Annotated in this window: 24 protein-coding genes; 15 read left to right on the top strand and 9 right to left on the bottom strand. The window is 65.0% G+C overall.

The genetic code is table 11. From position 1 onward, the window contains the following. Nucleotides 1-176 precede the first annotated feature (176 nt). On the bottom strand, nucleotides 177-1,211 hold the full coding sequence (locus KVT37_RS28755) for a 2-dehydropantoate 2-reductase (RefSeq protein ID WP_217578395.1): 1,035 nt from the start codon (nucleotides 1,209-1,211) through the stop codon (nucleotides 177-179). A gap of 163 nt (nucleotides 1,212-1,374) precedes the next feature. Here KVT37_RS28755 and dapE point away from each other — a divergent pair, with 163 nt between their 5' ends. The 3 genes from dapE (at nucleotide 1,375) to KVT37_RS28740 (ending at nucleotide 3,549) form a co-directional block, all read left to right on the top strand. Further along, nucleotides 1,375-2,574, top strand: coding sequence for a succinyl-diaminopimelate desuccinylase (gene dapE, locus KVT37_RS28750; RefSeq protein ID WP_217578394.1), 1,200 nt, complete (start codon nucleotides 1,375-1,377; stop codon nucleotides 2,572-2,574). Between the two features lie 2 nt (nucleotides 2,575-2,576). Then, nucleotides 2,577-3,182: a transporter gene (locus tag KVT37_RS28745; protein WP_217578402.1), complete on the top strand. Its 606-nt coding sequence runs from the start codon at nucleotides 2,577-2,579 to the stop codon at nucleotides 3,180-3,182. 85 nt (nucleotides 3,183-3,267) lie between these two features. Continuing rightward, nucleotides 3,268-3,549 carry a type II toxin-antitoxin system ParD family antitoxin gene (locus tag KVT37_RS28740; protein ID WP_217578393.1) on the top strand — a complete coding sequence of 94 codons (282 nt, stop codon included), beginning with the start codon at nucleotides 3,268-3,270 and terminating at the stop codon, nucleotides 3,547-3,549. Between the two features lie 30 nt (nucleotides 3,550-3,579). Here KVT37_RS28740 and truA read toward each other — a convergent pair whose 3' ends face one another. The 4 genes from truA to def are packed head-to-tail and all read right to left on the bottom strand — an operon-like array spanning nucleotide 3,580 to nucleotide 6,388. Further along, on the bottom strand, nucleotides 3,580-4,335 hold the full coding sequence (truA, locus tag KVT37_RS28735) for a tRNA pseudouridine(38-40) synthase TruA (protein WP_217578392.1): 756 nt from the start codon (nucleotides 4,333-4,335) through the stop codon (nucleotides 3,580-3,582). 24 nt (nucleotides 4,336-4,359) lie between these two features. Beyond that, nucleotides 4,360-4,866, bottom strand: coding sequence for a GNAT family N-acetyltransferase (locus tag KVT37_RS28730; RefSeq protein ID WP_217578391.1), 507 nt, complete (start codon nucleotides 4,864-4,866; stop codon nucleotides 4,360-4,362). Continuing rightward, complete coding sequence (gene fmt, locus KVT37_RS28725; RefSeq protein WP_217578390.1) at nucleotides 4,863-5,798, bottom strand: methionyl-tRNA formyltransferase; 936 nt, start codon at nucleotides 5,796-5,798, stop codon at nucleotides 4,863-4,865. Before fmt ends, KVT37_RS28730 begins: the two co-directional genes overlap by 4 nt. A gap of 59 nt (nucleotides 5,799-5,857) precedes the next feature. Further along, nucleotides 5,858-6,388, bottom strand: coding sequence for a peptide deformylase (gene def / locus KVT37_RS28720; RefSeq protein WP_217578389.1), 531 nt, complete (start codon nucleotides 6,386-6,388; stop codon nucleotides 5,858-5,860). A gap of 104 nt (nucleotides 6,389-6,492) precedes the next feature. On the opposite strand from def, the gene KVT37_RS28715 reads away from it, so the two are divergent. Then, nucleotides 6,493-7,746, top strand: a complete 1,254-nt coding sequence (locus tag KVT37_RS28715) for a DNA recombination protein RmuC (RefSeq protein WP_217578388.1) — start codon at nucleotides 6,493-6,495, stop codon at nucleotides 7,744-7,746. Nucleotides 7,747-7,750: 4 nt separating this feature from the next. Here the strand turns inward: KVT37_RS28715 and KVT37_RS28710 are convergent, their stop codons facing one another. Then, entirely contained in the window at nucleotides 7,751-8,155 is a 405-nt protein-coding gene (locus tag KVT37_RS28710; protein WP_217578387.1) for a GFA family protein, read from the bottom strand. Between the two features lie 40 nt (nucleotides 8,156-8,195). Continuing rightward, nucleotides 8,196-9,155: a cation diffusion facilitator family transporter gene (locus tag KVT37_RS28705; protein WP_217578386.1), complete on the bottom strand. Its 960-nt coding sequence runs from the start codon at nucleotides 9,153-9,155 to the stop codon at nucleotides 8,196-8,198. Between the two features lie 322 nt (nucleotides 9,156-9,477). Between KVT37_RS28705 and KVT37_RS33870 the strand changes: the two genes are divergently transcribed. Both KVT37_RS33870 and sugE read left to right on the top strand, forming a co-directional pair. Next, a complete protein-coding gene (locus tag KVT37_RS33870) occupies nucleotides 9,478-9,603 on the top strand; it encodes a hypothetical protein (protein WP_095819016.1) in 126 nt (41 codons plus the stop codon). Between the two features lie 196 nt (nucleotides 9,604-9,799). Beyond that, the gene (gene sugE, locus KVT37_RS28700; protein WP_217578385.1) at nucleotides 9,800-10,114 is read left to right on the top strand and encodes a quaternary ammonium compound efflux SMR transporter SugE; all 315 of its coding nucleotides are present in this window, start codon (nucleotides 9,800-9,802) and stop codon (nucleotides 10,112-10,114) included. A 61-nt stretch (nucleotides 10,115-10,175) separates the two neighbouring features. Here the strand turns inward: sugE and KVT37_RS28695 are convergent, their stop codons facing one another. Continuing rightward, a complete protein-coding gene (locus KVT37_RS28695; protein ID WP_217578384.1) occupies nucleotides 10,176-10,604 on the bottom strand; it encodes a DUF6481 family protein in 429 nt (142 codons plus the stop codon). A 224-nt stretch (nucleotides 10,605-10,828) separates the two neighbouring features. On the opposite strand from KVT37_RS28695, the gene KVT37_RS28690 reads away from it, so the two are divergent. The 5 genes from KVT37_RS28690 to KVT37_RS28670 all read left to right on the top strand — a co-directional run bounded on the left by KVT37_RS28690 (nucleotide 10,829) and on the right by KVT37_RS28670 (nucleotide 15,995). Continuing rightward, a complete protein-coding gene (locus KVT37_RS28690) occupies nucleotides 10,829-11,881 on the top strand; it encodes an LLM class flavin-dependent oxidoreductase (protein ID WP_217578383.1) in 1,053 nt (350 codons plus the stop codon). A gap of 149 nt (nucleotides 11,882-12,030) precedes the next feature. Continuing rightward, complete coding sequence (locus tag KVT37_RS28685; RefSeq protein WP_217578382.1) at nucleotides 12,031-13,194, top strand: AI-2E family transporter; 1,164 nt, start codon at nucleotides 12,031-12,033, stop codon at nucleotides 13,192-13,194. A 43-nt stretch (nucleotides 13,195-13,237) separates the two neighbouring features. Then, nucleotides 13,238-14,119: an arylamine N-acetyltransferase gene (locus tag KVT37_RS28680; protein ID WP_254634319.1), complete on the top strand. Its 882-nt coding sequence runs from the start codon at nucleotides 13,238-13,240 to the stop codon at nucleotides 14,117-14,119. A 3-nt stretch (nucleotides 14,120-14,122) separates the two neighbouring features. Next, nucleotides 14,123-15,121: an LLM class flavin-dependent oxidoreductase gene (locus tag KVT37_RS28675; protein ID WP_217578381.1), complete on the top strand. Its 999-nt coding sequence runs from the start codon at nucleotides 14,123-14,125 to the stop codon at nucleotides 15,119-15,121. Nucleotides 15,122-15,194: 73 nt separating this feature from the next. Next, nucleotides 15,195-15,995: an inositol monophosphatase family protein gene (locus KVT37_RS28670; protein WP_217578380.1), complete on the top strand. Its 801-nt coding sequence runs from the start codon at nucleotides 15,195-15,197 to the stop codon at nucleotides 15,993-15,995. Here KVT37_RS28670 and KVT37_RS28665 read toward each other — a convergent pair. Further along, on the bottom strand, nucleotides 15,985-17,004 hold the full coding sequence (locus tag KVT37_RS28665; RefSeq protein ID WP_217578379.1) for a LacI family DNA-binding transcriptional regulator: 1,020 nt from the start codon (nucleotides 17,002-17,004) through the stop codon (nucleotides 15,985-15,987). The two genes, KVT37_RS28670 and KVT37_RS28665, sit on opposite strands and share 11 nt — an antisense overlap. 219 nt (nucleotides 17,005-17,223) lie before the next feature. Here KVT37_RS28665 and KVT37_RS28660 point away from each other — a divergent pair, with 219 nt between their 5' ends. The 4 genes from KVT37_RS28660 (at nucleotide 17,224) to dnaK (ending at nucleotide 23,462) form a co-directional block, all read left to right on the top strand. Next, complete coding sequence (locus KVT37_RS28660; protein WP_217578378.1) at nucleotides 17,224-18,804, top strand: sugar ABC transporter ATP-binding protein; 1,581 nt, start codon at nucleotides 17,224-17,226, stop codon at nucleotides 18,802-18,804. Beyond that, on the top strand, nucleotides 18,801-20,093 hold the full coding sequence (locus KVT37_RS28655) for an ABC transporter permease (protein ID WP_217578377.1): 1,293 nt from the start codon (nucleotides 18,801-18,803) through the stop codon (nucleotides 20,091-20,093). Before KVT37_RS28660 ends, KVT37_RS28655 begins: the two co-directional genes overlap by 4 nt. Nucleotides 20,094-20,111: 18 nt before the next feature. Next, nucleotides 20,112-21,080, top strand: a complete 969-nt coding sequence (locus tag KVT37_RS28650) for a substrate-binding domain-containing protein (protein ID WP_217578376.1) — start codon at nucleotides 20,112-20,114, stop codon at nucleotides 21,078-21,080. 465 nt (nucleotides 21,081-21,545) lie between these two features. Next, nucleotides 21,546-23,462, top strand: a complete 1,917-nt coding sequence (gene dnaK, locus KVT37_RS28645; RefSeq protein ID WP_217578375.1) for a molecular chaperone DnaK — start codon at nucleotides 21,546-21,548, stop codon at nucleotides 23,460-23,462. The last annotated feature ends 29 nt before the right edge of the window (nucleotides 23,463-23,491 follow it).

Here is a 23,491-nt window from a genome sequence, read left to right as displayed (position 1 = left end):
ACCTCCAAAAGTCAGCCTTGAATCTGATTTGCCTCGCGATGGGAATCCCAAGCCGTTAAATTGTCACTACAGCCTAGAGCGTTTCACCGTTTCACGGAAACGGCGAACCGCTCTATCCTTTCTTTTTTGCGCAATTCCAGACGGAAGGTTACGGCGAAGTCGCCGAACCTAAACGCTCACACTTTTCCTGGAATTGCGCTGACCGCGTCGGGCCCAAGGCCCGGCGGCCCGCGCTTTTCCGTTTCGGCCTGACGCACCAGCGTGGTGACGCGTTCGTTGACCGGCGTCAGGGTGCCGGCTTGCTTCGCCAGGCGGATCACCGCCCCCTGCAACTCGTCGATCTCGGTCGTACGGCCGCGCTTCAGATCGTCCCACATCGACGAGCGCGCTTCGGGGTCGATCGCCAGCATGCGGCGCGCGAGAAGCCCGAACAGCCAGTCGGGCAGCCGCAGCACTTTCGGCAGCAGCGCCGGCGGCAGGCTGGCGATGCGCGCCGGCACTATGCCCGCCGCCTTCATCGCGGCGAGCGCCTCGTCGATCTGGGCAGCGAGGATGCCGCGCCAGCGGCGATCGGCCAGTTGCCTCGCCAGCGGCAGATCGGAAAGCGCCACCAGCGCATTGTTGAGGTTCATCAGCAGTTTGCTCCACTGCACCGCTTTCATGTCGGCGCGCGCCTCGACGGCAAGCCCGTCGACATTGAGCAATTCGACGAGGCCGGCGACGCCGACATCGATCATGACCTCGCCCTGGCTGGCGCGATGCACGCGGAACGGTACCTCGCCGTCCGGCGACTGGACGACGTTGAACATCACCATGCCCGTCAGCACCCGCCGGCCGGGAAGCGCGGCGCGCAGCCTGTCAGCATTGTCGACGCCGTTCTGCAGGCTGACCACCACGGCATCCGGTCGCCCGTGGGCGGCGATCAGCCTGGCCATCTCCTCGGTCCCGCCGCTCTTCACCGTCACCAGCACGACGTCCGCCTCGCGCAAAGCGGTCGCCGGATCGTCGGTGGCCGAAATCGCTTTCGCCTCGACGCGGCGGTCGCGGCCATCGAGATCGCTGACGCGGAGACCGTCCTGGCGCATGGCCTCGACGATGCGGCCGCGACCGAGGAAAACAATCTTGCGTCCGGCCAGCGCCATGCAACCGCCGACATAGCAGCCGATGCTGCCGGCGCCGGCAATCGCGATGGTGCTTGCTTCACTGGCCATGCATTCGCCCTCGCCTGATCCGCAACTTGCTATTTCTCCCAGAGCCGCTGCACACTTCTGGGCGACATGCATTTATACCTCATGAAAACCATATTGTCGGCGGCATGACCGGCGATCATCTGCCACCGTGACACGACAAACGCTTTCGACTATCGCTTTGCCCATGACATTGCCTACCGACCCCGCCGCGAATCTCGCCGCCCTGATCCGCTGCCCTTCCGTGACGCCCGCCGAAGGCGGCGCGCTTGCAGCGCTGAAGGATATGCTGAAGCCGCTGGGCTTCTCGGTCGAACGCCCAATCTTCGCGGAAGACGGCACGCCGGACATCGAAAACCTCTATGCCCGGCGCTCCGGCAACGGTCCGCATCTGATGTTTGCAGGCCATACCGACGTCGTGCCGGTGGGCGACGAGGCGGCCTGGACGCATCCGCCCTTCGCCGCCGAAATCGCCGATGGCCAGATGTATGGCCGCGGCGCCGTCGACATGAAGGGCGGCATCGCCTGCTTCGTCGCCGCGGTGGCGCGCCATGTCGCGAAGAATGGCGGTCCGAAAGGCTCGGTCTCCCTGCTGATCACCGGCGACGAGGAGGGACCGGCGATCAACGGCACCACCAAGCTGCTCGATTGGGCGGCGGCCCGGGGCGAGAAATGGGACGCCTCGATCGTCGGCGAGCCGACCAACCCCGATGCGCTCGGCGACATGATCAAGACCGGCCGGCGCGGCTCGCTGTCGGGCAGCGTGATCGTCAACGGACGCCAGGGCCATGCCGCCTATCCGCATCTTGCCGACAACCCGGTGCGCGGGCTGATCAGCCTGGTCGATGCGCTGCTGCATCCGGTGTTCGACAAGGGAACGAAGGATTTCCAGCCGACCAATCTCGAAGTGACGTCGATCGATGTCGGCAACCCGGCGACCAATGTCATCCCGGCCAAGGCGACGGCGACCTTCAACATCCGCTTCAACGACACCTGGGACGCGGAATCGGTGCAGGCCGAGATCCACAACCGCCTCGACCAGGCGGCCCGGCGCAAGAAATACCGGCCGGGCAAGAAGACGCCGGTCGACTATGAGCTCGTCTGGCGCGACCGGCCGAGCCATGTCTTCCTCACCCGCGACGACAAGCTGATCGACACGCTGAGCAGCTCGGTCAAGGCGGTGGTCGGCAAGACGCCGGCGCTCTCCACCTCCGGCGGCACGTCGGACGCGCGCTTCATCAAGGATTATTGCCCGGTGGTCGAGTTCGGGCTGGTCGGCAAGACCATGCACATGGTGGACGAGCGCGTCGCGCTCGCCGACCTCGAGACGCTGACGCAAATCTACGAACGCTTCATCGAAGACTGGTTCGGACAAGGCCTTTCGTGACCATGCTTTCGGCGGACGAAACCTATGCTTCGCTGGCCGGCGCCTGGCGGCTGATGTTCGGCAAGGCCGACGGCTTGCGCCTGCTCGACCTTTCGGCCGACGGTTTCTGGAATTCCTTCTTCGCCATCGTCGTGGCGGCGCCGGCGCTGATCGTCGGCTGGGTCGGGATCGCCAACGAGATCGGCGACCCCAATGCCTTCGCCGGGCGCCTCGGCATGCTGATCCGACTGGCGACCGTCGATATCGGCTCCTGGGTGCTGCCGCTGGTGGCGCTGGCGCTGGTGGCGCCGCGCGCCGGCATCGGCGGCCGCTTCGTCCACTATGTCGTCGCGTCCAACTGGGCCTCGGCGATCATCGCCTGGCTGATGCTGCCCTCGGCGCTGCTCAGGCTCTTCCTGCCCTCCACCAGCGAGATCAGCAGCCCGGTGTCACTGCTTTTGTTCGCGCTGTCGATGGTGCTGACCTGGCGCATGACCAACGCATCGATCGGCAAGGGCGCCGCCGTGGGCACCGCCGTCTTTGTCGGCATGTTCATCGCCTCGCTGCTCGTCCTGTTCGGCCTGCAGGCGCTGCTCGGCATCGACTTCCCGGACGTCACGACGGGCTGATCCTGCCCGGCTGAGGGCGTCTTTCCATCTCTGAGCCAGAAGAGTATGATAATTTCATACTACTATTCTCGCGGAGCGCTAACCCATGTCCGCTACCGAAAAACGCACCTTCAGCCTGCCGGCGGAGCAAGCCGCCTTCATCGATCATCTCGTCCGTTCGGGCACCTATGCAACCAGCAGCGAAGTCATCCGCGCGGGGCTTCGCGCCCTGCAAGAACGGGATGCCGCTGTGGAGCGTTGGCTGCGCGAGGAGGTCGCTCCGACCTATGATGCGTGGAAAGCAGCCCCTGGCAAAGGCATTTCGCCGGAGGAAATGGCCGAACGGGCGCGCAAACGCCGTGAGACCCATTCGCAGAAGAAACCGTGAAGAACACAGCCGGCTGATCGACGCAGCCCGTCATACGTCTTCTGGATAATCCACCCCGACGAGAAACAACCCGTCCGGCGGCGCTACCTGGCCGCAGGCGGCGCGGTCGCGCGCTTCGAGCGCCGCCTTGAGATCGGCGGCGCCCCAGGAGCCGTCGCCGATGCGCCGCAAGGAGCCGACCATCGAGCGCACCTGGTTGTGCAGGAAGGAGCGCGCCGAGGTGCGAACCTCGATCAGGTCGCCGACACGACCCACATCCAGCTGCGCAAGCGTGCGGACCGGGCTTTCGGCCTGGCACTGGGTGGAGCGGAAGGTGGTGAAGTCATGCCGGCCGAGCAGCACCTTGGCCGCCTCGTGCATGGCCTCGGCATCGAGGCGCTTCGGAACCCACCAGACCTTGCCCTTCTCCAGCGCCGACGGCGCCCGGCGGTTGAGGATGCGGTAGAGATAGTGGCGGCCGGTGGCGGAAAAGCGCGCGTCGAAGCCGTCGGCGACGACGCCCGCCTTGAGGATGGCGACGCGCGCGCCGGCCGCCTGCAGATGCGCGTTCACGGCGTCGCGCACCTTGTCGCCCGGCCAGTCCCGGGCCAGGTCGACATGGGCGACCTGCGCGGTGGCGTGCACGCCGGCATCGGTGCGGCCGGCGGCACGTATCCTTACGTCTTCACCGCAGAACTTTCCGATCGCCTGCTCGATCGCCTGCTGCACCGAGGGCTGGTCGGCCTGATGCTGCCAGCCGGCGAACTGGCTGCCGTCATATTCGATATCGAGCCGAAAACGCGGCATGTTCTGCGGTTGATCGGCGCTCGCCTAGGCGGCGAGCGCTGTGAAAGCGGTAGCGTAGACCAGCTTGCCGGTCTCCGGCGCTTCGCCCCAGGCCAAAGCCTGCAGCGCCTCACCCTGATATTCGCTCTCGAACTTGCCGGCGCGGGCATGGGTGTAGCCGAAGCGGCCGTAATAGACCGGATCGCCCAGAACCACGGCAAGCGTCTCGCCGGCTTCCTTGAGGCGGACATGCGCCTCGCGGATCAGCGCGCCGCCGATGCCGGTGCCATGAAACGACGGTTCGACCGCAAGCGGCGCCAGCGCGACGGCGGCGAAACGCTTGCCGCCATTCTGCACGTAAAGCCTGGAAAACAGGATGTGGCCGACGACCTGGCCGTCTTCCTCCGCCACCAGCTCGACAACGGCGTCGCCGCCGGTGACCAGCGCGTCGACCAGGCCGGCTTCCGCCTGCTGGCCAAAGGCATGCTCTTCGACGAGGCGGATCGCCTCGCGATCCCGCGGCGTCGCCGCGCGTATCGACATCATGCTCATGTGAGTTTCGTTCCTTTTTCGATCTTGGCTCCGCGCAAAAACTCCTGCGCGGCGGCGGGCTTTCCGCCCGCCCGTTGAACTTCGACCAGCCTGACCGCGCCTGTCCCGCAGGCGACCGTCAGCCGGTCATCGAGAATTCCTCCCGACTCGCCGACGCCATCCGAGAGCGTCGAGCGAAGCAGTTTCAGCCGCTCCATGCGGCCGCCAATTTCGACCTCGCACCACGCACCCGGAAAGGGCGAGAGGCCGCGAATGTGATTGTGGACTTCGCCAGAAGGCCGCGTCCAATCTACGCGCGTCTCCGATTTATCGATCTTTCGGGCGTAGGTCACCCCTTCCGTCGCCTGCGGGGTAAATGTCAGACAATTTATCCCCAACTGCGCGAGCGCCTCAACCATCAGCGAAGCGCCTTGAGCCATCAGGCGGTCGTGTAATTCGCCGGCCGTCATATCGGGTGCGATGGCGCATTTTTCAACCATTGCCACCGGCCCGGTGTCCAAGCCCTCTTCCATCTTCATGATCATCATGCCGGTTTCGGTATCGCCGGCCATGATGGCGCGCTGGATGGGAGCAGCACCACGCCAGCGTGGCAAAAGCGAGGCATGGCCGTTCAGACAGCCGAGCCTTGTCGCCTCCAGGACTGCTTTCGGCAGGAGCAGGCCATAGGCGACGACGACCGCGACATCGGCCTGCAGGTCAGCGAAGGCCTGTTGCTCGGCCTGGCTTTTCAGCGATGCCGGGGTTCGCACCTCGAGCCCCAGCCGCTCGGCCTCGCGCTGCACCGGCGAAGGCGTCAGTTCCAGCCCGCGCCGGCCGGCGGCGCGCGGCGGCTGCGTGTAGACAGCCACGATCTCGTGGCCGGCCTCGGCGATGGCGCGCAAGGTCGGCACGGAAAAATCCGGCGTGCCCATGAAGATGACGCGAAGCGGCATGAGGTCCTGCGATCCCTGTCTTGCGGTAGGCTCAGGTGCTCGCGCGGCCGAAACGGCCCTTAGCCCACCATCTTGCCCGGCACCTTGTCCTTGGCGAGCTTCTTGAACTTGCGCACCACCATGTCGCGCTTCAGCTTCGAAATGTGGTCGATGAACAGCACGCCGTTGAGATGGTCGATCTCGTGCTGCAGGCAGGTGGCCATCAGGCCTTCCGCCTGCATCTCCTGCAATTTGCCGTCGCGGTCGAGATATTTCACCCGCACGGAGGCCGGGCGCTCGACCTCGGCATAATAGTCGGGGATCGACAGGCAGCCTTCCTCATAGACCGAACACTGGTCGGCGCTTTCGAGGATTTCCGGATTGATGAAGACATGCGGCTGAGGCGGCTCGCCTTCCTTGGCGAGGTCGATGACCAGCAGCCGCCGCGGCTCGCCGACCTGGATCGCCGCGAGGCCGATGCCCGGCGCGTCATACATGGTCTCCAGCATGTCGTCGGCGAGCTTGCGCAGGTCGCCGTCGACGCGCTCGACCGGCTTGGAAACCTGGCGCAGGATGGGATCGGGAAGGATGATGAGCGGCTTGATCGACATGGCGTCTCACCTAAGACGTCGTTGGAAAAGCGTCAACCGGTGGGCAATCGTCCTGTTCACGTTTTGATCTGTGCCACGCGGCCGAATCGGTTATGCTGCCTCCCATGAACGACATGACCTCCATCCTTTCGCAACCGGTCGCGCGCCTCGGCGCCACCACGATCACGCTCGGCCAGGCGCTGGGTTTCGGCGCAATGCTGTTGCTGGCGCTGTTTGTGGCGCTGGCCATCGCCTTGTGGCGGGCGGGCAAGGCGCGCGCGGTCGCCGCGGCGGAAGCCGCTGACCATGCCCGCGACACCGAGGCGCGCATAGCCGACGTCCTGCAGGCGCAGGCCGAGATGCATGGGCGCATGGGTGCGATCGCCGACGTGTTCGGCGCCAGGCAGGCCGAGCTCACCCAATCGCTCGGGCAGCGGCTCGACGCCATGACCGGCCGCCTTGGCCAGACGATGGCTGAGCAGACCAAGTCGACGCATGAAAGCCTGGCCAAGCTGCAAGAGCGGCTGGCGGTGATCGACACCGCGCAAGGCAACATCCAGTCTTTGGCCGGCCAGGTCGTGCAATTGCAGGCGATCCTCTCCAACAAGCAGACGCGTGGCGCCTTCGGCCAGTCGCGCATGGAAGCGATCGTCGCCGACGGCCTGCCGCACGGCGCTTATGAATTCCAGGCCAGCCTCTCCAACGGCAGCCGCCCCGATTGCCTGGTGCGGATGCCGAATGGCGCGCCGATGCTGGCCATCGACGCGAAATTCCCGCTGGAAGCCTGGAACGCCATCCGCGCCGCCGAGGGCGCCGACATGCAGAAGGCGGCGGCGCAGGCGTTCCGGCGCGACATCGAGGTGCATATCCGCGATATCGCGGAAAAATACCTGTTGCAGGGCGAGACGCAGGACACCGCCTTCATGTTCGTGCCCTCGGAATCGGTGTTCGCCGAGATCCACGAGAATTTCGAGGCCGTGGTGCAAAAGGCGCATCGCGCCCGCGTCGTCATCGTCTCACCCTCGCTGCTGATGCTGTCGATCCAGGTCATCCAGGCGATCCTCAAGGACGCGCGAATGCGCGAGCAAGCGCATCTGATCCAGGGCGAGGTCATCCGGCTGATGGAGGACGTGGGTAGGGTCGATGAGCGGGTGCGCCGGCTGCAGACGCATTTCGGCCAGGCGGCGCGGGACATCGACGACATTCTGGTGTCGACATCGAAAGTCACCAAGCGCGGCCAGAAGATCGAAGCGCTGGAATTCGCGGAGGGCGAAGCCGAGGCGGCGAACGGTGGCCCAGCCAAGGCGGAGGCTGGCGCGCGCGTGGCGGACTCCAAGACGGGCCAGTTGCGGCTCAGGGTCGTCGAGGACGGCGACTAAGTCCCTACTGCTCCTCGACGATCCTTGTGCCCTCGAACTCGGGCAGCCAGTGCAGCGCCGAGCGGTGCCAGTATTGCGTCCTCGGCACCAACTGGTCGCGCTGGCGCGCCGTGCCGACCCGGATGCCGTAGACTTTCGGCCCGTCGCCGACCGAGGTCGCATAGAGATGCGAGCCGCAATCGCCGCAGAAACCCTGCGCCCGTTTTGCGCCGCTCGATCCGGTCTTGATATAGACCTTCGGCTCGCCCCTGGTGATGCGGTAATCCTCCTGCGGCACCCGCACCGAGACGCGGAAAGCAGTGCCGGTCAGCTGCTGGCAGTCGGTGCAGTGGCAGATCGAGGTCTTTTCAGGGTCGACCTCCGCCTCATAGGTGATCGCGCCGCAATGGCAGCCGCCGTCGATCTTCATCGGCCTTCCTCCTTACGAAGTTCGTTGTGTTCAGTTGAACCTAACTCTCCTCCGAAGCCTCGGCGATAGCCTTGCGCCGCTGCTCCCATGTGCCAGTCGTTTGCGGCTTGACGAAGAGCCTGGAGATTTGCGGCATGTCCTTTTTCAGCCGCGCCTCCAGGCGTTCGACGCAGGCTTCGATCTCCGGCGCGGTGAGATGGTCCTCGAATTCAATGCTGAGGCCCGCGACGATCTCCTCGGGCCCGATATGGACGCTCAATATGCCGTTCGCGCGCTGGACGGCCGGATCCTCCTGGACGATCGCCAGAACCTTGCGCTGGACCTCGGGCGACGCAGGCTCGCCGAGCAGCAGGCCCTTGCTCTCGCGCGCCAGGAAGATCGCCGTCGCGCCGAGGATGACGGCGATGCCGATCGAGCCGACGCCGTCGAGTTCGGGCATTTCCAGAAGTTGCGCCGACAAGATGCCGGCGAAGGCGACGATGAGGCCGAGCAATGCGGCGCTGTCCTCGAACAGCACGGTGTAGACGCTCGGATCCTTGCTCGATTGCACGGCCTGCAGCCAGCCCTGCCTGCCCTTCTGCTGGCGAAACTCCCTCAGCGCCACCAGCCAGGAGCTGCCCTCGAACAGGAAGGACAGACCGAGCACGATGTAGTTGACCTTGGTGTTGACGACCGGTTCCGGTGCCATGATGTGGATGACGCCTTCGTAGAAGGAGACGCCGGCGCCGAGCGCGAACACCAGAAGCGCGACGATAAAGCTCCAGAAATAGAGCTCACGCCCGTGGCCGAGCGGATGTGTACTGTCGGGCGGCCGCGCGGCGCGGCGCATGCCATAGAGCAGGAGCCCGCCATTGCCTGTGTCGACCAGCGAATGCACGCCTTCCGACAGCATGGCGGACGAGCCGGTGAAGGCCGCCGCCGCGAATTTGGTGAGCGCGATCGCCAGATTGCCGGCGAGCGCGGCATAGATCACCCGTTTCGACCCGCTATGTCCTGCCATCCGATCTCCCGACGCGCCCTAAAGCGCGTCGCGCTGAAACGGATTCAGTCGACGCGCTTTAAGTCTCCTTGATGCATGTCGTTGTCCCAGAACCGCTGCACACTTCTGGGCGACATGCATAGCCTGGAGGCTCGCCTGGGCGAAGCGTCACAGACAATGCGCCAGGCAATCGGAAGTTCAAGCCATCGCGGCGCGCTTGACGGGCGTGGCGTCGGGAAATCGGTTGACATCCGGCCGGCCGGCCTCGCAAGCGAGGTGCGACCTCTTGCGGTCCGCCGTTTCTCTTGTTTCACTCGCGCGTCCACAATCGGAGGAGCGAATCATGGCTAAAGGTGCGATGAAGGCGGGCAAGGAAGCCCGCAAGCCGAAGAAGGACGCCAAGAAGCCCGCCGCGGCTCCGGCTCCGAAGGCGCCGCCGGTCAAGGCGATGCGCATCAAGGAAAAGTAAGCGGCCGCGTTCGGTCGATCCGGCTCGATGCAGCTTTGAACCGGCGGCATGACAATGCTGCCGGTATTTTGTTGATCGGCGGGCCGGGCATCCTATATCGAAGAGGCGAGGACGACCTCGTTTCCCCGAAAAACCGGCCGGGACGACCCGCCACACCGAGCATCCAGCCCGATGCCGGAGCGACGGAGTGTTTTCGATGTCCTGGATTTTTCTTTTCTTCGCCGGCCTGTTCGAGATCGGCTGGGCGATCGGCCTCAAATATACCGACGGCTTTTCCAAGCCGCTGCCGACCCTTCTCACCATCGCCTCGATGATCGTCAGCCTCGGCCTGCTCGGCCTGGCGCTGAAGGCGCTGCCTGTCGGCACGGCCTATGCGGTGTGGACGGGCATCGGCACCGTCGGCACGGCACTGCTCGGCATCTGGCTGCTCGGCGAACCGGCGACCGTCGTCAGGCTTGCCTGTATCGGCCTGATCGTCTGCGGCATCGTCGGGCTGAAGCTGGTGGCCTGAATACAAACGCGTTCAGGGCCGCTTTCGGCGACCCTGACTTACTTGTCCAGCAAACCCGAACTTAGCGGGCCGAGAAGCCCGGTGGCGTCCGGCCGACGCGCGCCTTGCGGGCGGCGTAGCGTGCGTCACGCTTGGCCTTGCGCGCGGCCTCGTCGGCAAGCTCGAACGCGATGCGCTCAGCTTCCTCGGCCTCGCGGATTTTGGCCTCGGCAGCAGCAGCCTCTTCCGCGGCGATACGCGCCGCTTCGGCGGCGGCTTCGCGCTCGGCCTTCTCTGCGGCTTCGCGCGCCAGCTTTTCCTGCTTCAGCCTGGCCTTCTCCGCTTCGCGGATTGCGCGGGCATCGAGGATTGCCTTGCGTTCGGCCTGGCGCGCCAGCACAACGGGATCATCCGCCGCCGGCTTTGCCTTGAAGCGCTCGAGCAGCGCCTTCTTTGCCTCGTTCGCGGCATTGCGCCGCTCGAAAATGTCTTTTTCCCTGTAGATAGCCAAGTGCACTTCCCTGCAGTCTATTCGCGACGCTTACATACGCGCGAAAGCGCCGAGTTCAAGCGCCAAAACGGTATGCCAGCCATGAAAATCTGCGCTGTTGCCGCAAGGATACGGCTCGGCATCGCGATGCACTGTTCACAATCCGTGCCACTGGCGGGCGGCAGGGCCGATCGCTACCTCTAGCGCCGAAAACCCAATCCCATACGACAGCGCAGGACAGCAACATGGAACTCGGTCTCTACACTTTCGCCGATGTCAGCCCGGAGCCGGGTCCCGGCGCCATCGGCCCGCATGAGCGGCTGCGCAACCTCATCGAGGAAATCGAGCTGGCCGACCAGGTCGGCCTCGACGTGTTCGGCCTCGGCGAGCATCATCGCCCCGATTATGCCGCCTCGGCGCCGGTCGTGGCGCTGGCCGCGGCGGCCGAGCGCACGAAGCGCATCCGCCTTACCAGCGCGGTCACCGTGCTTTCCTCCGACGATCCGGTGCGCGTCTTCCAGCAATTCGCGACGCTCGACCTTCTGTCCAACGGTCGCGCCGAGATCATGGCCGGACGCGGCTCCTTCATCGAATCCTTCCCGCTGTTCGGCTACAATCTCGAGGACTATGACGAGCTCTTCGCCGAGAAGCTCGACCTTTTGCTCACCATCCGCGATCAGGTGAAGGTGACGTGGCAGGGCAAGCTGCGCGCGCCGATCAACGGCCGCGGCGTCTACCCGCGTCCGCTGCAGGAAAAGCTGCCGGTCTGGATCGCCATCGGCGGCACGCCGCAATCCGCCGCCCGCGCCGGCGTGCTCGGCCTGCCATTGGCTTTAGCCATCATCGGCGGCGAGCCGGCACGATTCGCGCCGCTGTTCGATATCTATCGCGAGGCCGCGCGCCGCGCGGGCACCGATCCGGGCTCGCTCGCCACCAGCATCAACGTGCATGGCTTCATTGCCGAGACGACCGAGCAGGCGGCCGACGATTTCTACGGACCGCAGGCCGAGGTGATGAACCGCATCGGCCGCGAACGTGGCTGGGGCCCGACATCTCGGGCGCATTTCGATCAGGCGCGCGCCCCGAACGGCGCGCTCTTCGTTGGCAATCCTGAACAAGTGGCGGAAAAGATCGTCGCCCAGCACAAGATCTTCAATAACGACCGCTTCCTCCTGCAGATGGCGATCGGAACCATGCCGCATGCCAAGATCATGAAAGCGATCGAGCTCTACGGGACCAAAGTGGCACCGATCGTGCGCAAGGAAACGGCAAAGGCGATAGCAGCGCCGGTCGCCTGACGGCGACTGGGACAGAGGCCCTTCCATGATCGCCAGCTAACGGAACCTTGGCGCGGCAGGCACGTTTTCCCGTCGATTGCACCTTGTTTTGACGCAATTCCGGACGGAAAACCGCTCACACTTTTCCTGGAATTGCTCTAGGGGAACCGATGAAAGCCGAACAGATCGCTTCGGGCGCAAGCGTTGCCGAAAGCCCTGATCCGCGCGCCGATGCCTGGGCGGATATGCGTCTGATGCGGTCGCTGGTGATCGGGATCTTCATCCTGATGACGGCCGCCGCCCTCTACTTTGCCCGTGCCTTCTTCATGCCGGTGATGCTTGCCTTCCTGCTGGCGCTGACGCTGACGCCGATCGTGCGCTTCCTGCGCAAGCGCGGCATTCCGGAGGTGGTTTCGGCAACGCTGCTGGTGCTGCTTTCCATCTTCATCTTCGCCGCCGCGGGCTACCTGCTCAGCGGCCCGATCATCGACCTGATCAACAACAGCTATTCGATCGGCCAGCAGCTCACCGAACGGCTGGCTCCCTTCAAGCGACCGCTCGAACGGATGATGGATCTCGCGCATCAGCTGGAAGCGCTGACCGAGACCTCGCAGGAGCCCGGCGTGCAGCGCGTCGCGGTGGCGCCGTCCGGCATCCTGTCCACGGCCGCCGGCAACATCCTCGAGGCCGGCACCTCGATCACCATCGTCTTCGTGCTGTCGCTGTTCCTGCTCGCCTCGGGCACGCTGTTCTACGAGAAGATCGTCCAGTCCTTCACCAGCATGACCCAGAAGAAGCGGGCGTTGCGCGTCGTCTATGACGTCGAGCGCGAGATCTCGCACTATCTGCTTACCGTCTCCCTCATCAATGCCGGCCTCGGCACGGTGATCGGGCTGGGCCTGTGGGGGCTCGGCATGCCCAATCCGCTGGTCTGGGGCGTCGCGGCGGCACTGCTCAATTTCCTGCCCTATGTCGGCGCGCTGATGACCGTGCTGCTCGTTGCCGTCATCGCACTGATCAGCTTCGACACCATAGCGTATGCGCTGCTGGCGCCGGCCTTCGTTATCTTGTGCGATATCGTCGAAGGCCAGTTCGTGACGCCGATGGTGGTCGGGCGGCGCCTCGAGATCAACGCGGTGGCGATCTTCATCGCCATCGCCTTCTGGTCATGGTTGTGGGGCTTCGTCGGCGCGCTGATGGCGGTGCCGCTGCTGGTCGTCATCAAGGTTCTATGCGACCATTTCGAAAGCCTGAGCCCCGTCGGCAATTTCCTGGCGGCGCAGCAGTCCATGGCCATCGAGGAAGAGCCCGCCGAAAACAATCACAAATCCTGAACGCTGGCCCAATCTCAAACCTCGCCCATTGTTTGCGACACCGATGACCAGTGCCTATATCGGACCGGTCAAGCCGGACCTGCCCTTAATGAGCGACTTCGATCTCGATGGCTATTTCGCCCGCATCGGCTACGGCGGTCCGACCGACGCTTCGTTGGCCACGCTGCAGGCGCTGCACGCCGCCCACCCGCAGGCGATCCCGTTCGAGAACATCGACCCCTTGATGGGCGTTTCGGTCGGGCTGGACGTCGCCTCGCTGCAGGATAAGATTTTTGGCCAGGGCCGCGGCGGCTATTGCTTCGAGCACAATCTGATCTTCATGCATGCGCTTGACGCGCTGGGCTTCACGGTCAGCGGGCTGGCGGCGCGCGTGCTCTGGGGCCAGCCGGAGGACACTATTACCGCGCGCAGCCATATGCTGCTGCGCATCGAGCTTGGCGGCCGCACCTACGTCGCCGATGTCGGCTTCGGCGGCCTGACGCTGACGGCACCGCTGCTGCTCGAGCCAGACCTGGAGCAACAGACGCCGCATGAGACCTTCCGTGTCGTCGAGTCCGGCGACCATTTCCGCCTGCAGGCCAATATCGGCGATGCCACTGTCGGCGGTGACTGGCGCACGCTCTACCGCTTCGACATGAGCCAGGCCTATGAGGTCGACTACCGCGTCGCCAGCCATTTCCTCTCGACGCATCCGAGCTCGCATTTCCTGTCGACGCTGGTGACCGCGCTCGCTTTGCCCGACCGGCGCTACGCGCTGCGCAACAACCGGCTGTCGACGCATCATGCCGGCGGCCGCAGCGAGCAGCGCGAGATCGCGACGGCTACCGAGCTCGCCGACGTGCTGGAGAACCAGCTCGCCATCGTCATTCCCGACCGCGCCGCCTTCGAGGCGAGACTGCGGGAAAAACGCATCGTGGAGACCTGAACAATGACGGACCTTTCGGTTCTCGACCTGTCGCCGATCACGCAAGGCAGCACCGCCTCGCAGTCGCTTGCCAATTCGCTCGACCTTGCCCGCCAGGCCGAGCGGCTGGGCTACAGGCGCTACTGGCTGGCTGAGCATCACAACATGCCGGGCATCGCCAGCGCCGCGACATCCGTCGTGATCGCGCATGTCGCCGGCGGCACCAAGACGATCCGCGTCGGCGCCGGCGGCATCATGCTGCCCAACCACGCGCCGCTGGTGATCGCCGAGCAGTTCGGCACGCTGGCGGCGCTCTTTCCCGGCCGCATCGACCTCGGCCTCGGTCGCGCGCCGGGCACCGATATGCTCACCGCCAGGGCGCTGCGCCGCAATATGGAGTCCGCCGACAACTTCCCGCAGGACGTGGTCGAGCTGATGGGCTATTTCCAGCCGGCCGAGGAAGGCCAGCGCATCCGTGCCGTGCCCGGCGAAGGCCAGACGGTGCCGGTCTGGATCCTCGGTTCCAGCCTCTATGGCGCGCAGCTCGCCGCATTGCTTGGCCTGCCCTATGCTTTCGCCTCGCATTTCGCGCCGGCCGATCTCGACCATGCGTTGGAGGTTTATCGCACGCGGTTCCAGCCGTCGGCTGAGCTCGACAAGCCCTATGTCATGCTCGGCCTCAACGTCTCTGCCGCGCCGACGGATGCCGAGGCGAAGCTGCTGTTCAGCTCGCTGCAGCAGGCTTTCGTCAATCTGCGCAGCGGCCGGCCCGGACAATTGCCGCCGCCGGTCGAGAATTACGACCGCGATCTCGACCCGATGGCGAAGAGCATGCTTGCCCAGGCGCTGTCCTGCGCCGTCGTCGGATCACCGGAGACCGTGCGCCAGGGTATCGACGCTTTCATACGCCGCACCGGCGCCGACGAATTGATGGTGACGGCGCAGATCTTCGACCACGCGGCGCGCGTCCGCTCCTACGACATTCTCGCCGACGTGCACAAATCGATGTCGAAGGCGGCGTGATCGCACCACGGCTTTTGCCTGACATAATGGTCTGCTAAGGGCACGGGCTCCCGTTCTCAGCCAAGAGTTTCCCGTGACCCATGACCTCGACGACCGCCTGCATTTTGCCATCGACCTGGCGCGGCGCGCCGGCGAGCTGGGGCTGAAGTATTTTCGCGACCTCGACAATCTGACCGTCGAGAGCAAGGGCCATCAGGACCTGGTTTCCGAAGCTGACCGCGAGGTCGAGCTGTTCATCCGCGCGGCGATCGCCGAGGCTTATCCGGACGACGGCATCGTCGGCGAGGAGCATGCGGCGGTGGCCGGAACAACCGGCCATGTCTGGGTGATCGACCCGATCGACGGCACCGCCAATTTCGTGCGCGGCATTCCCGCCTGGTGCGTGGTGATCGCCTGCGCCAGGGATGGCGAAACGGTTGTCGGCGTCATCCACGAACCTTCGACCGACGAGACGTTCTACGGCCGCCTCGGCGGCGGTGCCTTCGTCAACGGTAAGCCGATCAAGGCCAGCAATGCCGCGTCGCTTTCCGAGGGCTCTGTCGGCACCGGGCTTTCCAACCGGGCGGCGACCGAACATGTCGTCGTGCTCATCAGCCTGATAATGGCCGAAGGCGGCGTCTTCTACCGCAATGCTTCCGGAGCGCTGATGCTTGCCTATGCGGCGTCCGGCCGGCTGCTCGGCTATGTCGAGGAGCACATGAACGCCTGGGATTGCATGGCCGGCATGCTGCTGGTCGAGGAGGCCGGCGGCACGGTGCTCAAGGCGGATCCGAAGACCGTCCTCGGCCAGGGCACGCGGGTGATCACCGGCGGCAGGCATATTCTCCCCAGGCTGCAGCTTCTTTGCAAGAGCGCCTTCGGACCTACGCGCTGACGCTCTGCGCGACCGCGCCCAGCGGCCGGCAGGAATTGCGGATCATCAGACGGCCCTTCAGCACCAGCTTGCGCGGCGGCGCGTCGCGGTTGCCGGCCAGCCGGTCGAGCAGAAGGTTCGCCGCCTGTTCGCCGATCGCCTGCACCGGCTGCGCCACCGTGGTCAGCTGCGGCACGAACACGTCCGACCATGGAAAATCGTCGAAGCAGGCGACCGAAATGTCCTCGGGGCAGGAGAGGCCGATATCGCGGATCGCCTTCATAGTGCCGATCACCATCGGGTTGTTGGCCGAGAAGATCGCGCTTGGCCGGTCGTGCAGCGACAAGAGCTGCATGGTGGCGTTGTAGCCGTCGATCTCATGGAAATTGCCGGAACGCACCAGTTCCTCCGCCACCGGCAGGCCGGCCGCCTGCAGCGCTTCGCGGTAACCGATCATGCGGTCATGCATCGGGGAAATGTCGGAGGTGCCGGTGATATAGCCGATGCGCCGGTGGCCGAGATGGATCAGATAGGTGACGGCGTCGAACACGGCGCGCCGGTTGTCCAGCACCACCGCGTCGGTGTCGACGCCTTCGCACAAACGGTCGAGCAGCACCACCGGCACATTGGCGTCCTCAACGATGCGCTTCAGAATGCCGCCGTCGCCGACGCGCGCCACGATCAGCCCGTCGACCATGCGGTCGAGCAGCAGGCGGATCTGCTCATCCTGCGTGTTCAGGTCCTCGTCCGTGCAGCACAGCATGACGGCATAGCCGGCGCGGTCGAATGCCTGCTGGATGACCGAGACGACATCGGTGAAGAACGGGTTGGTGATGTGCGGCACGGTGAGCCCGATGGTCCGCGTCGTGCCCATCTTCAGGCTGCGAGCGATCGCGTTGCGCTTGTAGCCGATGTCGCGGATCGCCTGCTCGATGCGCTGGCTGAGCTCGGGACTGACGGTGGCGGTGCCGTTGAGCAATGCCGAAACGGTGGCCACCGACACCCGCGCCGCCTCCGCGACATGCAGCATGGTCGGCGCCGTGGATTTCCGCTGTTTTTTCCGTCCTGAGCCCGTCATTTTCGAAACGTTTCGTCGCCCTTATCTGGCTAAACCTACGAAAACCCGGCATTTTTCGCAAGAATTGAAATGCGTCAATCCTCAGAAGAACAGATAGGCGCTTGACACGTTCGAAACGTTTAGATTAGCGTTCAACCCGCCGAAGACGACGGAGGGAGGCCGTCCTTTGTCATGCAGCGCGCTGGCCCCATCACGACGGAAGACGTGGCGGCCGACGGTCCAACCGTCGTTCTGAGCGCGACCGGCATTTCCAAGCGATTTGGCGGCATCACCGCCCTGTCCGACGTGAGCCTGGACCTGAGGTCCGGCGAAGTGCATGCGCTGATGGGCGAGAACGGCGCCGGCAAATCGACGCTGATGAAAATCCTCTCGGGCGTCTACACGGATTACGAAGGCAGCGTGGCCGTCGACGGCCGATCGGTCCATTTCGCCGGCGTTCGCGGCGCCGAGGATGCCGGCATCGCCATCATCCACCAGGAGCTCAACGTCGTCCCCGAGCTCAGCGTCGCCGACAACATCTTCCTCGGCCGAGAAAAGCTGATCGCCGGGCTGGTCGTCGACCGCAAGGCGAGCAGCCGTGCGGCCAGCGCGCTGCTTGAGCGGCTCGGCATCGAGCTCGATCCGGAAGCGCGCGTCGGCCGGCTCAGGGTCGGCGAGCAGCAGCTGGTGGAGATCGCCAAGGCGCTGTCGAAATCGGCGCGCATCCTGATCATGGACGAGCCGACCTCGGCGCTGTCGCCGGCCGAATGCGAGAGGCTGTTCCGCATCATCCGCCAACTCGCGACGAGCGGCGTCGCGATCGTCTACATCTCGCATCGCATCGACGAGGTCATGCATCTGGCAAGCCGGGTGACGGTGCTGCGCGACGGACGCCATGTGTTGACGCAAGACATGGCGGAGCTCAGCGAAGACGCCATCATCTCGGCCATGGTCGGGCGCGACCTTCTGGCCTCGTCCGACCACGAGCGCGACCCGGGCGGCAAAGTGGCACTCTCGGTTCGGGACCTGTCGCTGTCGAAGCCCGACCGGCATGGCTGGCGCGCGGCGATCGAGGGCGTCAGCTTCGACCTTTCGGCCGGCGAAATCCTCGGCATAGGCGGGCTGCTGGGTTCCGGCCGCACCGAAATCCTGGAAGCGATCTTCGGCTCCAGCGACGGCCGCACCGGGGGCGAGATCCGGCTCGACGGCGCGCCGGTCGAGATCGGCTCGCCGCGCGAGGCGCGGCGGCTGGGCATCGCTTTGGTGACCGAGGACCGCAAGACTCAAGGGCTGCATCTCACGGCCTCGATCACCGACAACGTCGCCTTGCCGCTGGTCGGTGCGCTGGCGCGCTTCGGCTTGCGCTCGCGCTCGGGCGAGCAGGGCCTGGCACGCGACGCGGTGAGCGCGCTCGGCATACGCTGCGAAAGCATCGAGCAGGCCGCCGGCACGCTGTCGGGCGGCAACCAGCAGAAGGTGGTGATCGGCAAGTGGCTGGCGACGCGGCCGCGCGTGCTTTTGCTCGACGAGCCGACGCGCGGCATCGATGTCGGCGCCAAGCGCGAAATCTACGACCTCATCTTCAAGCTGGCCGGCGACGGGCTGGCGATCGCCGTGATCAGCTCCGAACTGCCCGAGCTTCTGCATCTGGCCGACCGCATCCTGGTCATGGCGGAAGGCCGCCAGCGCGGAATCCTGTCCCGCGAAGAGGCCAGCGAAGAGGTGATCATGCGGCTTGCCGCGCCAAGACGCACTGCGAGACCTGCCGCATGAGCCTCATCAGCCTTGTCTCCCGCACCAAGCTTTACTGGGGGCTGATCGCCATCTTCCTGATCGGCGTGTTCGGCTCGCCGATCAGCTCCAAGGGCAACAACATCTTCTTGTCCTACGGCAACCTGCTCGACGTGCTGCGCCAGGTGTCGACCACCGGGTTGATCGCAACCGGCATGACCGCGGTGATCCTGACCGGCGGCATCGATCTTTCCGTCGGCTCGCTGATGGCGATCTGCTCGGTCGTCTGCGCCATGCTCCTGACCGTGCCGGGCGTTACGACGTCGGCGGCGCTCGGCGTGCCGACGGTCGCGCTGGTGGCTCTGTGCCTCGGCGCGCTGGCCACGCGCTTTATCCTGCTCAACATCGAGAAATCCCGCGCCGGCGCGGATGCCGGCCGCGAGGCGCGGCTGGACAAGACGCGCGGGCTGGTCATTCCGGGCGTCGTCGGCGTGGTCCTGTGCTGCCTCTCGCTATGGTACCTGCTGCCGCAGGTCGAGACCAAGTTCGGGGTGCTCGGCGTGCTGCTGGTGGCGCCTTGCGTCGGCCTTCTGTTCGGCACCATTAACGGCTTCATCATCGTCGCCGGCCGCCTGCAGCCCTTCATCGTCACGCTGGCGATGATGGTGACGGCGCTCGGCATCGCGCGGCTGACCGCCGGCCAGAACAATGCCGTGCTGCCGGTCTATACAGGTTCCAACGCCACCGAGGACTTCGAGATCCTGCGCTCGCTGGTGTTCGGCGTCGTGCCGATGCCCGGCCTGTTCTTCCTCGGCGCGATCGTGATCTACGGTGCGGTGCTGCGCTTCACGCCCTTCGGCCGCTATGTCTACGCCATCGGCGGCAATGAGGAGGCGGCGCGGCTTTCCGGCATCGCCGCCGGGCGCGTCAAGATCGCCACCTATGCGGTATCTGGCCTGCTCGCCGGCATCGCGGCGGTGCTCTATGTGGCGCAGTACCGGCAAGGCAAGCCGGATGCCGGCGCCGGGCTGGAGCTCGATGCCATCGCCGCAGTGGTCATCGGCGGCACCAGCCTGATGGGCGGGCGCGGCAGCCTGATCGGCACCTTCTGCGGCGTGCTGATCTTCGGGCTGCTGTCCAACATCCTGCAGCTGCACAACATCAATTCGAACCTTCAGCTGGTGCTGAAGGGGGCGATCATCATCGGCACCGTGCTCGTGCAGGAGCGCAATGCCGGCGACATCCTAAGCTATCTGCGCCTGCCTGGACGTGCAGCGCAAAAGGAAACGGCCGCAGCCAAGCGGCCGTCACAGGAGACCTCGTCTCTATAATCCGGAGGAAACAGGACCATGACACGACGTGATATGCTGAAGCTCGCCACTTTCGCGGCGGCACTTCTGACGACCACCGCGCTCTTTTCCGGCAACCATGCCTTTGCCCAGGACAAGAAGTGGAAGATCGGCTTCTCGCAGGTGACGACCATCGAACCGTGGCGCGCCCAGTTCAACAAGGACATCATCGCCGAAGCCGCCAAGCATCCGGAAGTCGAGCTGATCATCACCGACGGCGAGGATAAGACCGAAAAGCAGGTCGCCGATGTCGAGAACCTGATCCGCCAGGAGGTCGATGCGCTTCTGGTGTCGCCGAAGGAATCGGCGGGCCTCACGGGGGTCGTGCAACAGGCGATCGACGCCAAGATTCCGGTCTTCGTGCTCGACCGCAATGTCGACACCAAGGACTACACGCAGTTCGTCGGCGGCGACAACGCGCTGATCGGCCGGGCGGCGGGCGAATATGCCGTCGAGCTTCTCGGCGGCAAGGGCAAGGCCGCCGGCAATGTCGTCGAGATCTGGGGCGGCATGGGCACGCAGCCGGCGCATGACCGCCATGACGGCTTCCATGAATTCACCGACAAGGAGCCGGGCATCAAATATCTGCTCGACCAGCAGTCGGGCGACTGGAAGCAGGACCAGGCCTACAACATCATGGCCAACGCGCTGAAGACCAACGAGAAGATCGATCTCGTCTACGGCCACAACGATCCGATGGCCTATGGCGCCTATCTCGCGGCCAAGGACGTTGGGCGCGAAAAGGACATCAAGTTCATCGGCATCGACGGCCTGCCCAACGAAGGCGTGCAGATGGTGAACAAGGGCGAGCTGACGGCGACCTTCACCTATGTCACGCCGGGCGCCGAGGGCCTGCGCCAGGCGATCAAGTTCCTGAACGGCGAGAAGGTCGAAAAGACCATCACGCTGCCGACGGAAAAGATCACCAAGGACAACGCCGCCAAGATCCTCAAGGACAACGGGCTCTAAGCCTGGAATCCCCTGCCGGGCGAGACGCCCGGCAGGGCTTTGGCCGAGGCGTTGAATGCTCTCCGCGGTTCGCCGTCAGGCGCCGGAGCCGTGGCGGCAGCGCCGATTTTCCGCCCTTTCGCGACCGAAAGTCACGCCCGCCGGGGCATGCTCTGCCCCGGTCCGACGGCGGACCTGCACGTCGCCAGCGGCATCGATTCTGAAAAAACAAGCCGGAACAACGCGATAGGGCGATCTCCCGCCGATCCTGCCGTAAAGCGCGGCGGGTCGCCTCCCTGCCGCTATCGAGACAATGGACAGCTTGCGCTGAATGCTTGCGCCTTGTGTCGCCTGTTCTTATATACGCGCCAAGCCGTCCGGCCCCGAAAAGCGGGGACCGGGACGGGATTTCTTGTGAACAGGGGCTTTCGTCGGAACGCCTTTTGAAGGGTCCTGAGAGCCTGCTTAGAGGAGAGACTTAGAACAATGGCAAAAGTTATCGGTATCGATCTCGGCACCACCAATTCCTGTATCGCCATCATGGATGGCAAGGACCCCAAGGTGATCGAGAACGCTGAAGGCGCGCGCACCACGCCTTCCATCGTCGCCATCTCGAATGACGGCGAACGTCTCGTTGGCCAGCCGGCCAAGCGCCAGGCGGTCACCAATCCGGAAAACACCATCTTCGCGGTCAAGCGCCTGATCGGCCGCCGCTATGACGACCCGGTGACGGAGAAGGACAAGAAGCTTGTCCCCTACAAGATCGTCAAGGGCGACAATGGCGACGCCTGGGTCGAGGCCGGCGGCAAGAAGCAGTCGCCCAGCCAGATCTCGGCCATGATCCTGCAGAAGATGAAGGAAACGGCGGAGGCCTATCTCGGCGAGAAGGTCGAGAAGGCGGTCATTACCGTTCCGGCCTATTTCAACGACGCCCAGCGCCAGGCGACCAAGGACGCCGGCAGGATCGCCGGCCTCGAAGTGCTGCGCATCATCAACGAGCCGACGGCCGCAGCGCTTGCCTATGGCCTGGAGAAGAAGGACGGCAAGACCATCGCCGTCTATGACCTTGGCGGCGGCACCTTCGATATTTCGGTGCTCGAAATCGGCGACGGCGTGTTCGAGGTGAAGTCGACCAACGGCGACACCTTCCTCGGCGGCGAGGACTTCGACATGCGCCTGGTCGAGTACCTGGCGGCGGAGTTCAAGAAGGAACAGGGTATCGACCTGAAGAACGACAAGCTTGCCCTGCAGCGCCTCAAGGAGGCCGCGGAAAAGGCCAAGATCGAGCTGTCGTCGACGACGCAGACCGAGATCAACCTGCCCTTCATCACCGCCGACGCCAGCGGCCCGAAGCACCTGACGATGAAGCTGACCCGGGCGAAGTTCGAGCAGCTGGTCGACGACCTCGTCCAGCGCACCATCGAGCCCTGCAAGGCGGCGCTCAAGGATGCCGGCCTGAAGGCTGCCGAGATCGACGAAGTGGTCCTGGTCGGCGGCATGACCCGCATGCCCAAGATCCAGGAGATCGTGAAGCAGTTCTTCGGCAAGGAGCCGCACAAGGGCGTCAACCCGGATGAGGTCGTCGCGCTCGGCGCCGCCATCCAGGCCGGCGTGCTGCAGGGCGACGTCAAGGACGTGCTCCTGCTCGACGTGACGCCCCTGTCGCTGGGCATCGAGACGCTGGGGGGCGTGTTCACCCGGCTGATCGAGCGCAACACGACGATCCCGACCAAGAAGAGCCAGACCTTCTCGACCGCCGAGGATTCGCAGTCGGCGGTGACGATCCGCGTCTTCCAGGGCGAGCGTGAAATGGCGGCCGACAACAAGCTGCTCGGCCAGTTCGACCTGGTCGGCATTCCGCCGGCGCCGCGCGGCGTGCCGCAGATCGAGGTCACCTTCGACATCGACGCCAACGGCATCGTCAACGTCTCGGCCAAGGACAAGGGCACCGGCAAGGAGCACCAGATCCGCATCCAGGCTTCGGGCGGCCTGTCCGACACCGACATCGAGAAGATGGTGAAGGACGCCGAGGCCAATGCCGAGGCTGACAAGAAGCGCCGCGGTCTCGTCGAGGCCCGCAACCAGGCCGAAGCGCTGGTGCATTCGTCCGAGAAGTCGCTCAAGGAGTATGGCGACAAGGTCTCTGAGGCCGACCGCGCCGCGATCGCCGACGCCATCGCCGCGCTGAAGAGCGCCGCGGAAGGCGACGACGCGGCCGATATCGAGGCCAAGTCGCAGTCGCTCGCCGAAGCTTCGATGAAGCTCGGCCAGGCCATGTACGAGGCCTCGCAGAAGGAAGCGGCCGAAGCCGACGCCAAGGCGGATGCCGCCAAGGATTCGGACGTGGTCGACGCCGACTTCGAAGAAATCGACGAAGACGACGACAAGAAGAAGTCGGCCTGAGCCGGCTGACGGTAAAATATGCGAAAAGC

Source organism: Mesorhizobium sp. GbtcB19 (assembly GCF_019091085.1).
Lineage (GTDB): Bacteria > Pseudomonadota > Alphaproteobacteria > Rhizobiales > Rhizobiaceae > Mesorhizobium.
The sequence above is the reverse complement of the archived record's forward strand: the minus strand, read 5'-3'. Positions and strand labels throughout refer to the sequence as shown.

What these genes read in the sequence shown, in the direction of transcription:
- KVT37_RS28755 (WP_217578395.1), bottom strand. Translation starts at nt 1,211, where the DNA reads ATGGCCAGTGAAGCAAGCACCATCGCGATTGCCGGCGCCGGCAGCATC.
- dapE (WP_217578394.1), top strand. Translation starts at nt 1,375, where the DNA reads ATGACATTGCCTACCGACCCCGCCGCGAATCTCGCCGCCCTGATCCGC.
- KVT37_RS28745 (WP_217578402.1), top strand. Translation starts at nt 2,577, where the DNA reads ATGCTTTCGGCGGACGAAACCTATGCTTCGCTGGCCGGCGCCTGGCGG.
- KVT37_RS28740 (WP_217578393.1), top strand. Translation starts at nt 3,268, where the DNA reads ATGTCCGCTACCGAAAAACGCACCTTCAGCCTGCCGGCGGAGCAAGCC.
- truA (WP_217578392.1), bottom strand. Translation starts at nt 4,335, where the DNA reads ATGCCGCGTTTTCGGCTCGATATCGAATATGACGGCAGCCAGTTCGCC.
- KVT37_RS28730 (WP_217578391.1), bottom strand. Translation starts at nt 4,866, where the DNA reads ATGAGCATGATGTCGATACGCGCGGCGACGCCGCGGGATCGCGAGGCG.
- fmt (WP_217578390.1), bottom strand. Translation starts at nt 5,798, where the DNA reads ATGCCGCTTCGCGTCATCTTCATGGGCACGCCGGATTTTTCCGTGCCG.
- def (WP_217578389.1), bottom strand. Translation starts at nt 6,388, where the DNA reads ATGTCGATCAAGCCGCTCATCATCCTTCCCGATCCCATCCTGCGCCAG.
- KVT37_RS28715 (WP_217578388.1), top strand. Translation starts at nt 6,493, where the DNA reads ATGAACGACATGACCTCCATCCTTTCGCAACCGGTCGCGCGCCTCGGC.
- KVT37_RS28710 (WP_217578387.1), bottom strand. Translation starts at nt 8,155, where the DNA reads ATGAAGATCGACGGCGGCTGCCATTGCGGCGCGATCACCTATGAGGCG.
- KVT37_RS28705 (WP_217578386.1), bottom strand. Translation starts at nt 9,155, where the DNA reads ATGGCAGGACATAGCGGGTCGAAACGGGTGATCTATGCCGCGCTCGCC.
- KVT37_RS33870 (WP_095819016.1), top strand. Translation starts at nt 9,478, where the DNA reads ATGGCTAAAGGTGCGATGAAGGCGGGCAAGGAAGCCCGCAAGCCGAAG.
- sugE (WP_217578385.1), top strand. Translation starts at nt 9,800, where the DNA reads ATGTCCTGGATTTTTCTTTTCTTCGCCGGCCTGTTCGAGATCGGCTGG.
- KVT37_RS28690 (WP_217578383.1), top strand. Translation starts at nt 10,829, where the DNA reads ATGGAACTCGGTCTCTACACTTTCGCCGATGTCAGCCCGGAGCCGGGT.
- KVT37_RS28685 (WP_217578382.1), top strand. Translation starts at nt 12,031, where the DNA reads ATGAAAGCCGAACAGATCGCTTCGGGCGCAAGCGTTGCCGAAAGCCCT.
- KVT37_RS28680 (WP_254634319.1), top strand. Translation starts at nt 13,238, where the DNA reads ATGACCAGTGCCTATATCGGACCGGTCAAGCCGGACCTGCCCTTAATG.
- KVT37_RS28675 (WP_217578381.1), top strand. Translation starts at nt 14,123, where the DNA reads ATGACGGACCTTTCGGTTCTCGACCTGTCGCCGATCACGCAAGGCAGC.
- KVT37_RS28665 (WP_217578379.1), bottom strand. Translation starts at nt 17,004, where the DNA reads ATGCTGCATGTCGCGGAGGCGGCGCGGGTGTCGGTGGCCACCGTTTCG.
- KVT37_RS28660 (WP_217578378.1), top strand. Translation starts at nt 17,224, where the DNA reads ATGCAGCGCGCTGGCCCCATCACGACGGAAGACGTGGCGGCCGACGGT.
- KVT37_RS28655 (WP_217578377.1), top strand. Translation starts at nt 18,801, where the DNA reads ATGAGCCTCATCAGCCTTGTCTCCCGCACCAAGCTTTACTGGGGGCTG.
- KVT37_RS28650 (WP_217578376.1), top strand. Translation starts at nt 20,112, where the DNA reads ATGACACGACGTGATATGCTGAAGCTCGCCACTTTCGCGGCGGCACTT.
- dnaK (WP_217578375.1), top strand. Translation starts at nt 21,546, where the DNA reads ATGGCAAAAGTTATCGGTATCGATCTCGGCACCACCAATTCCTGTATC.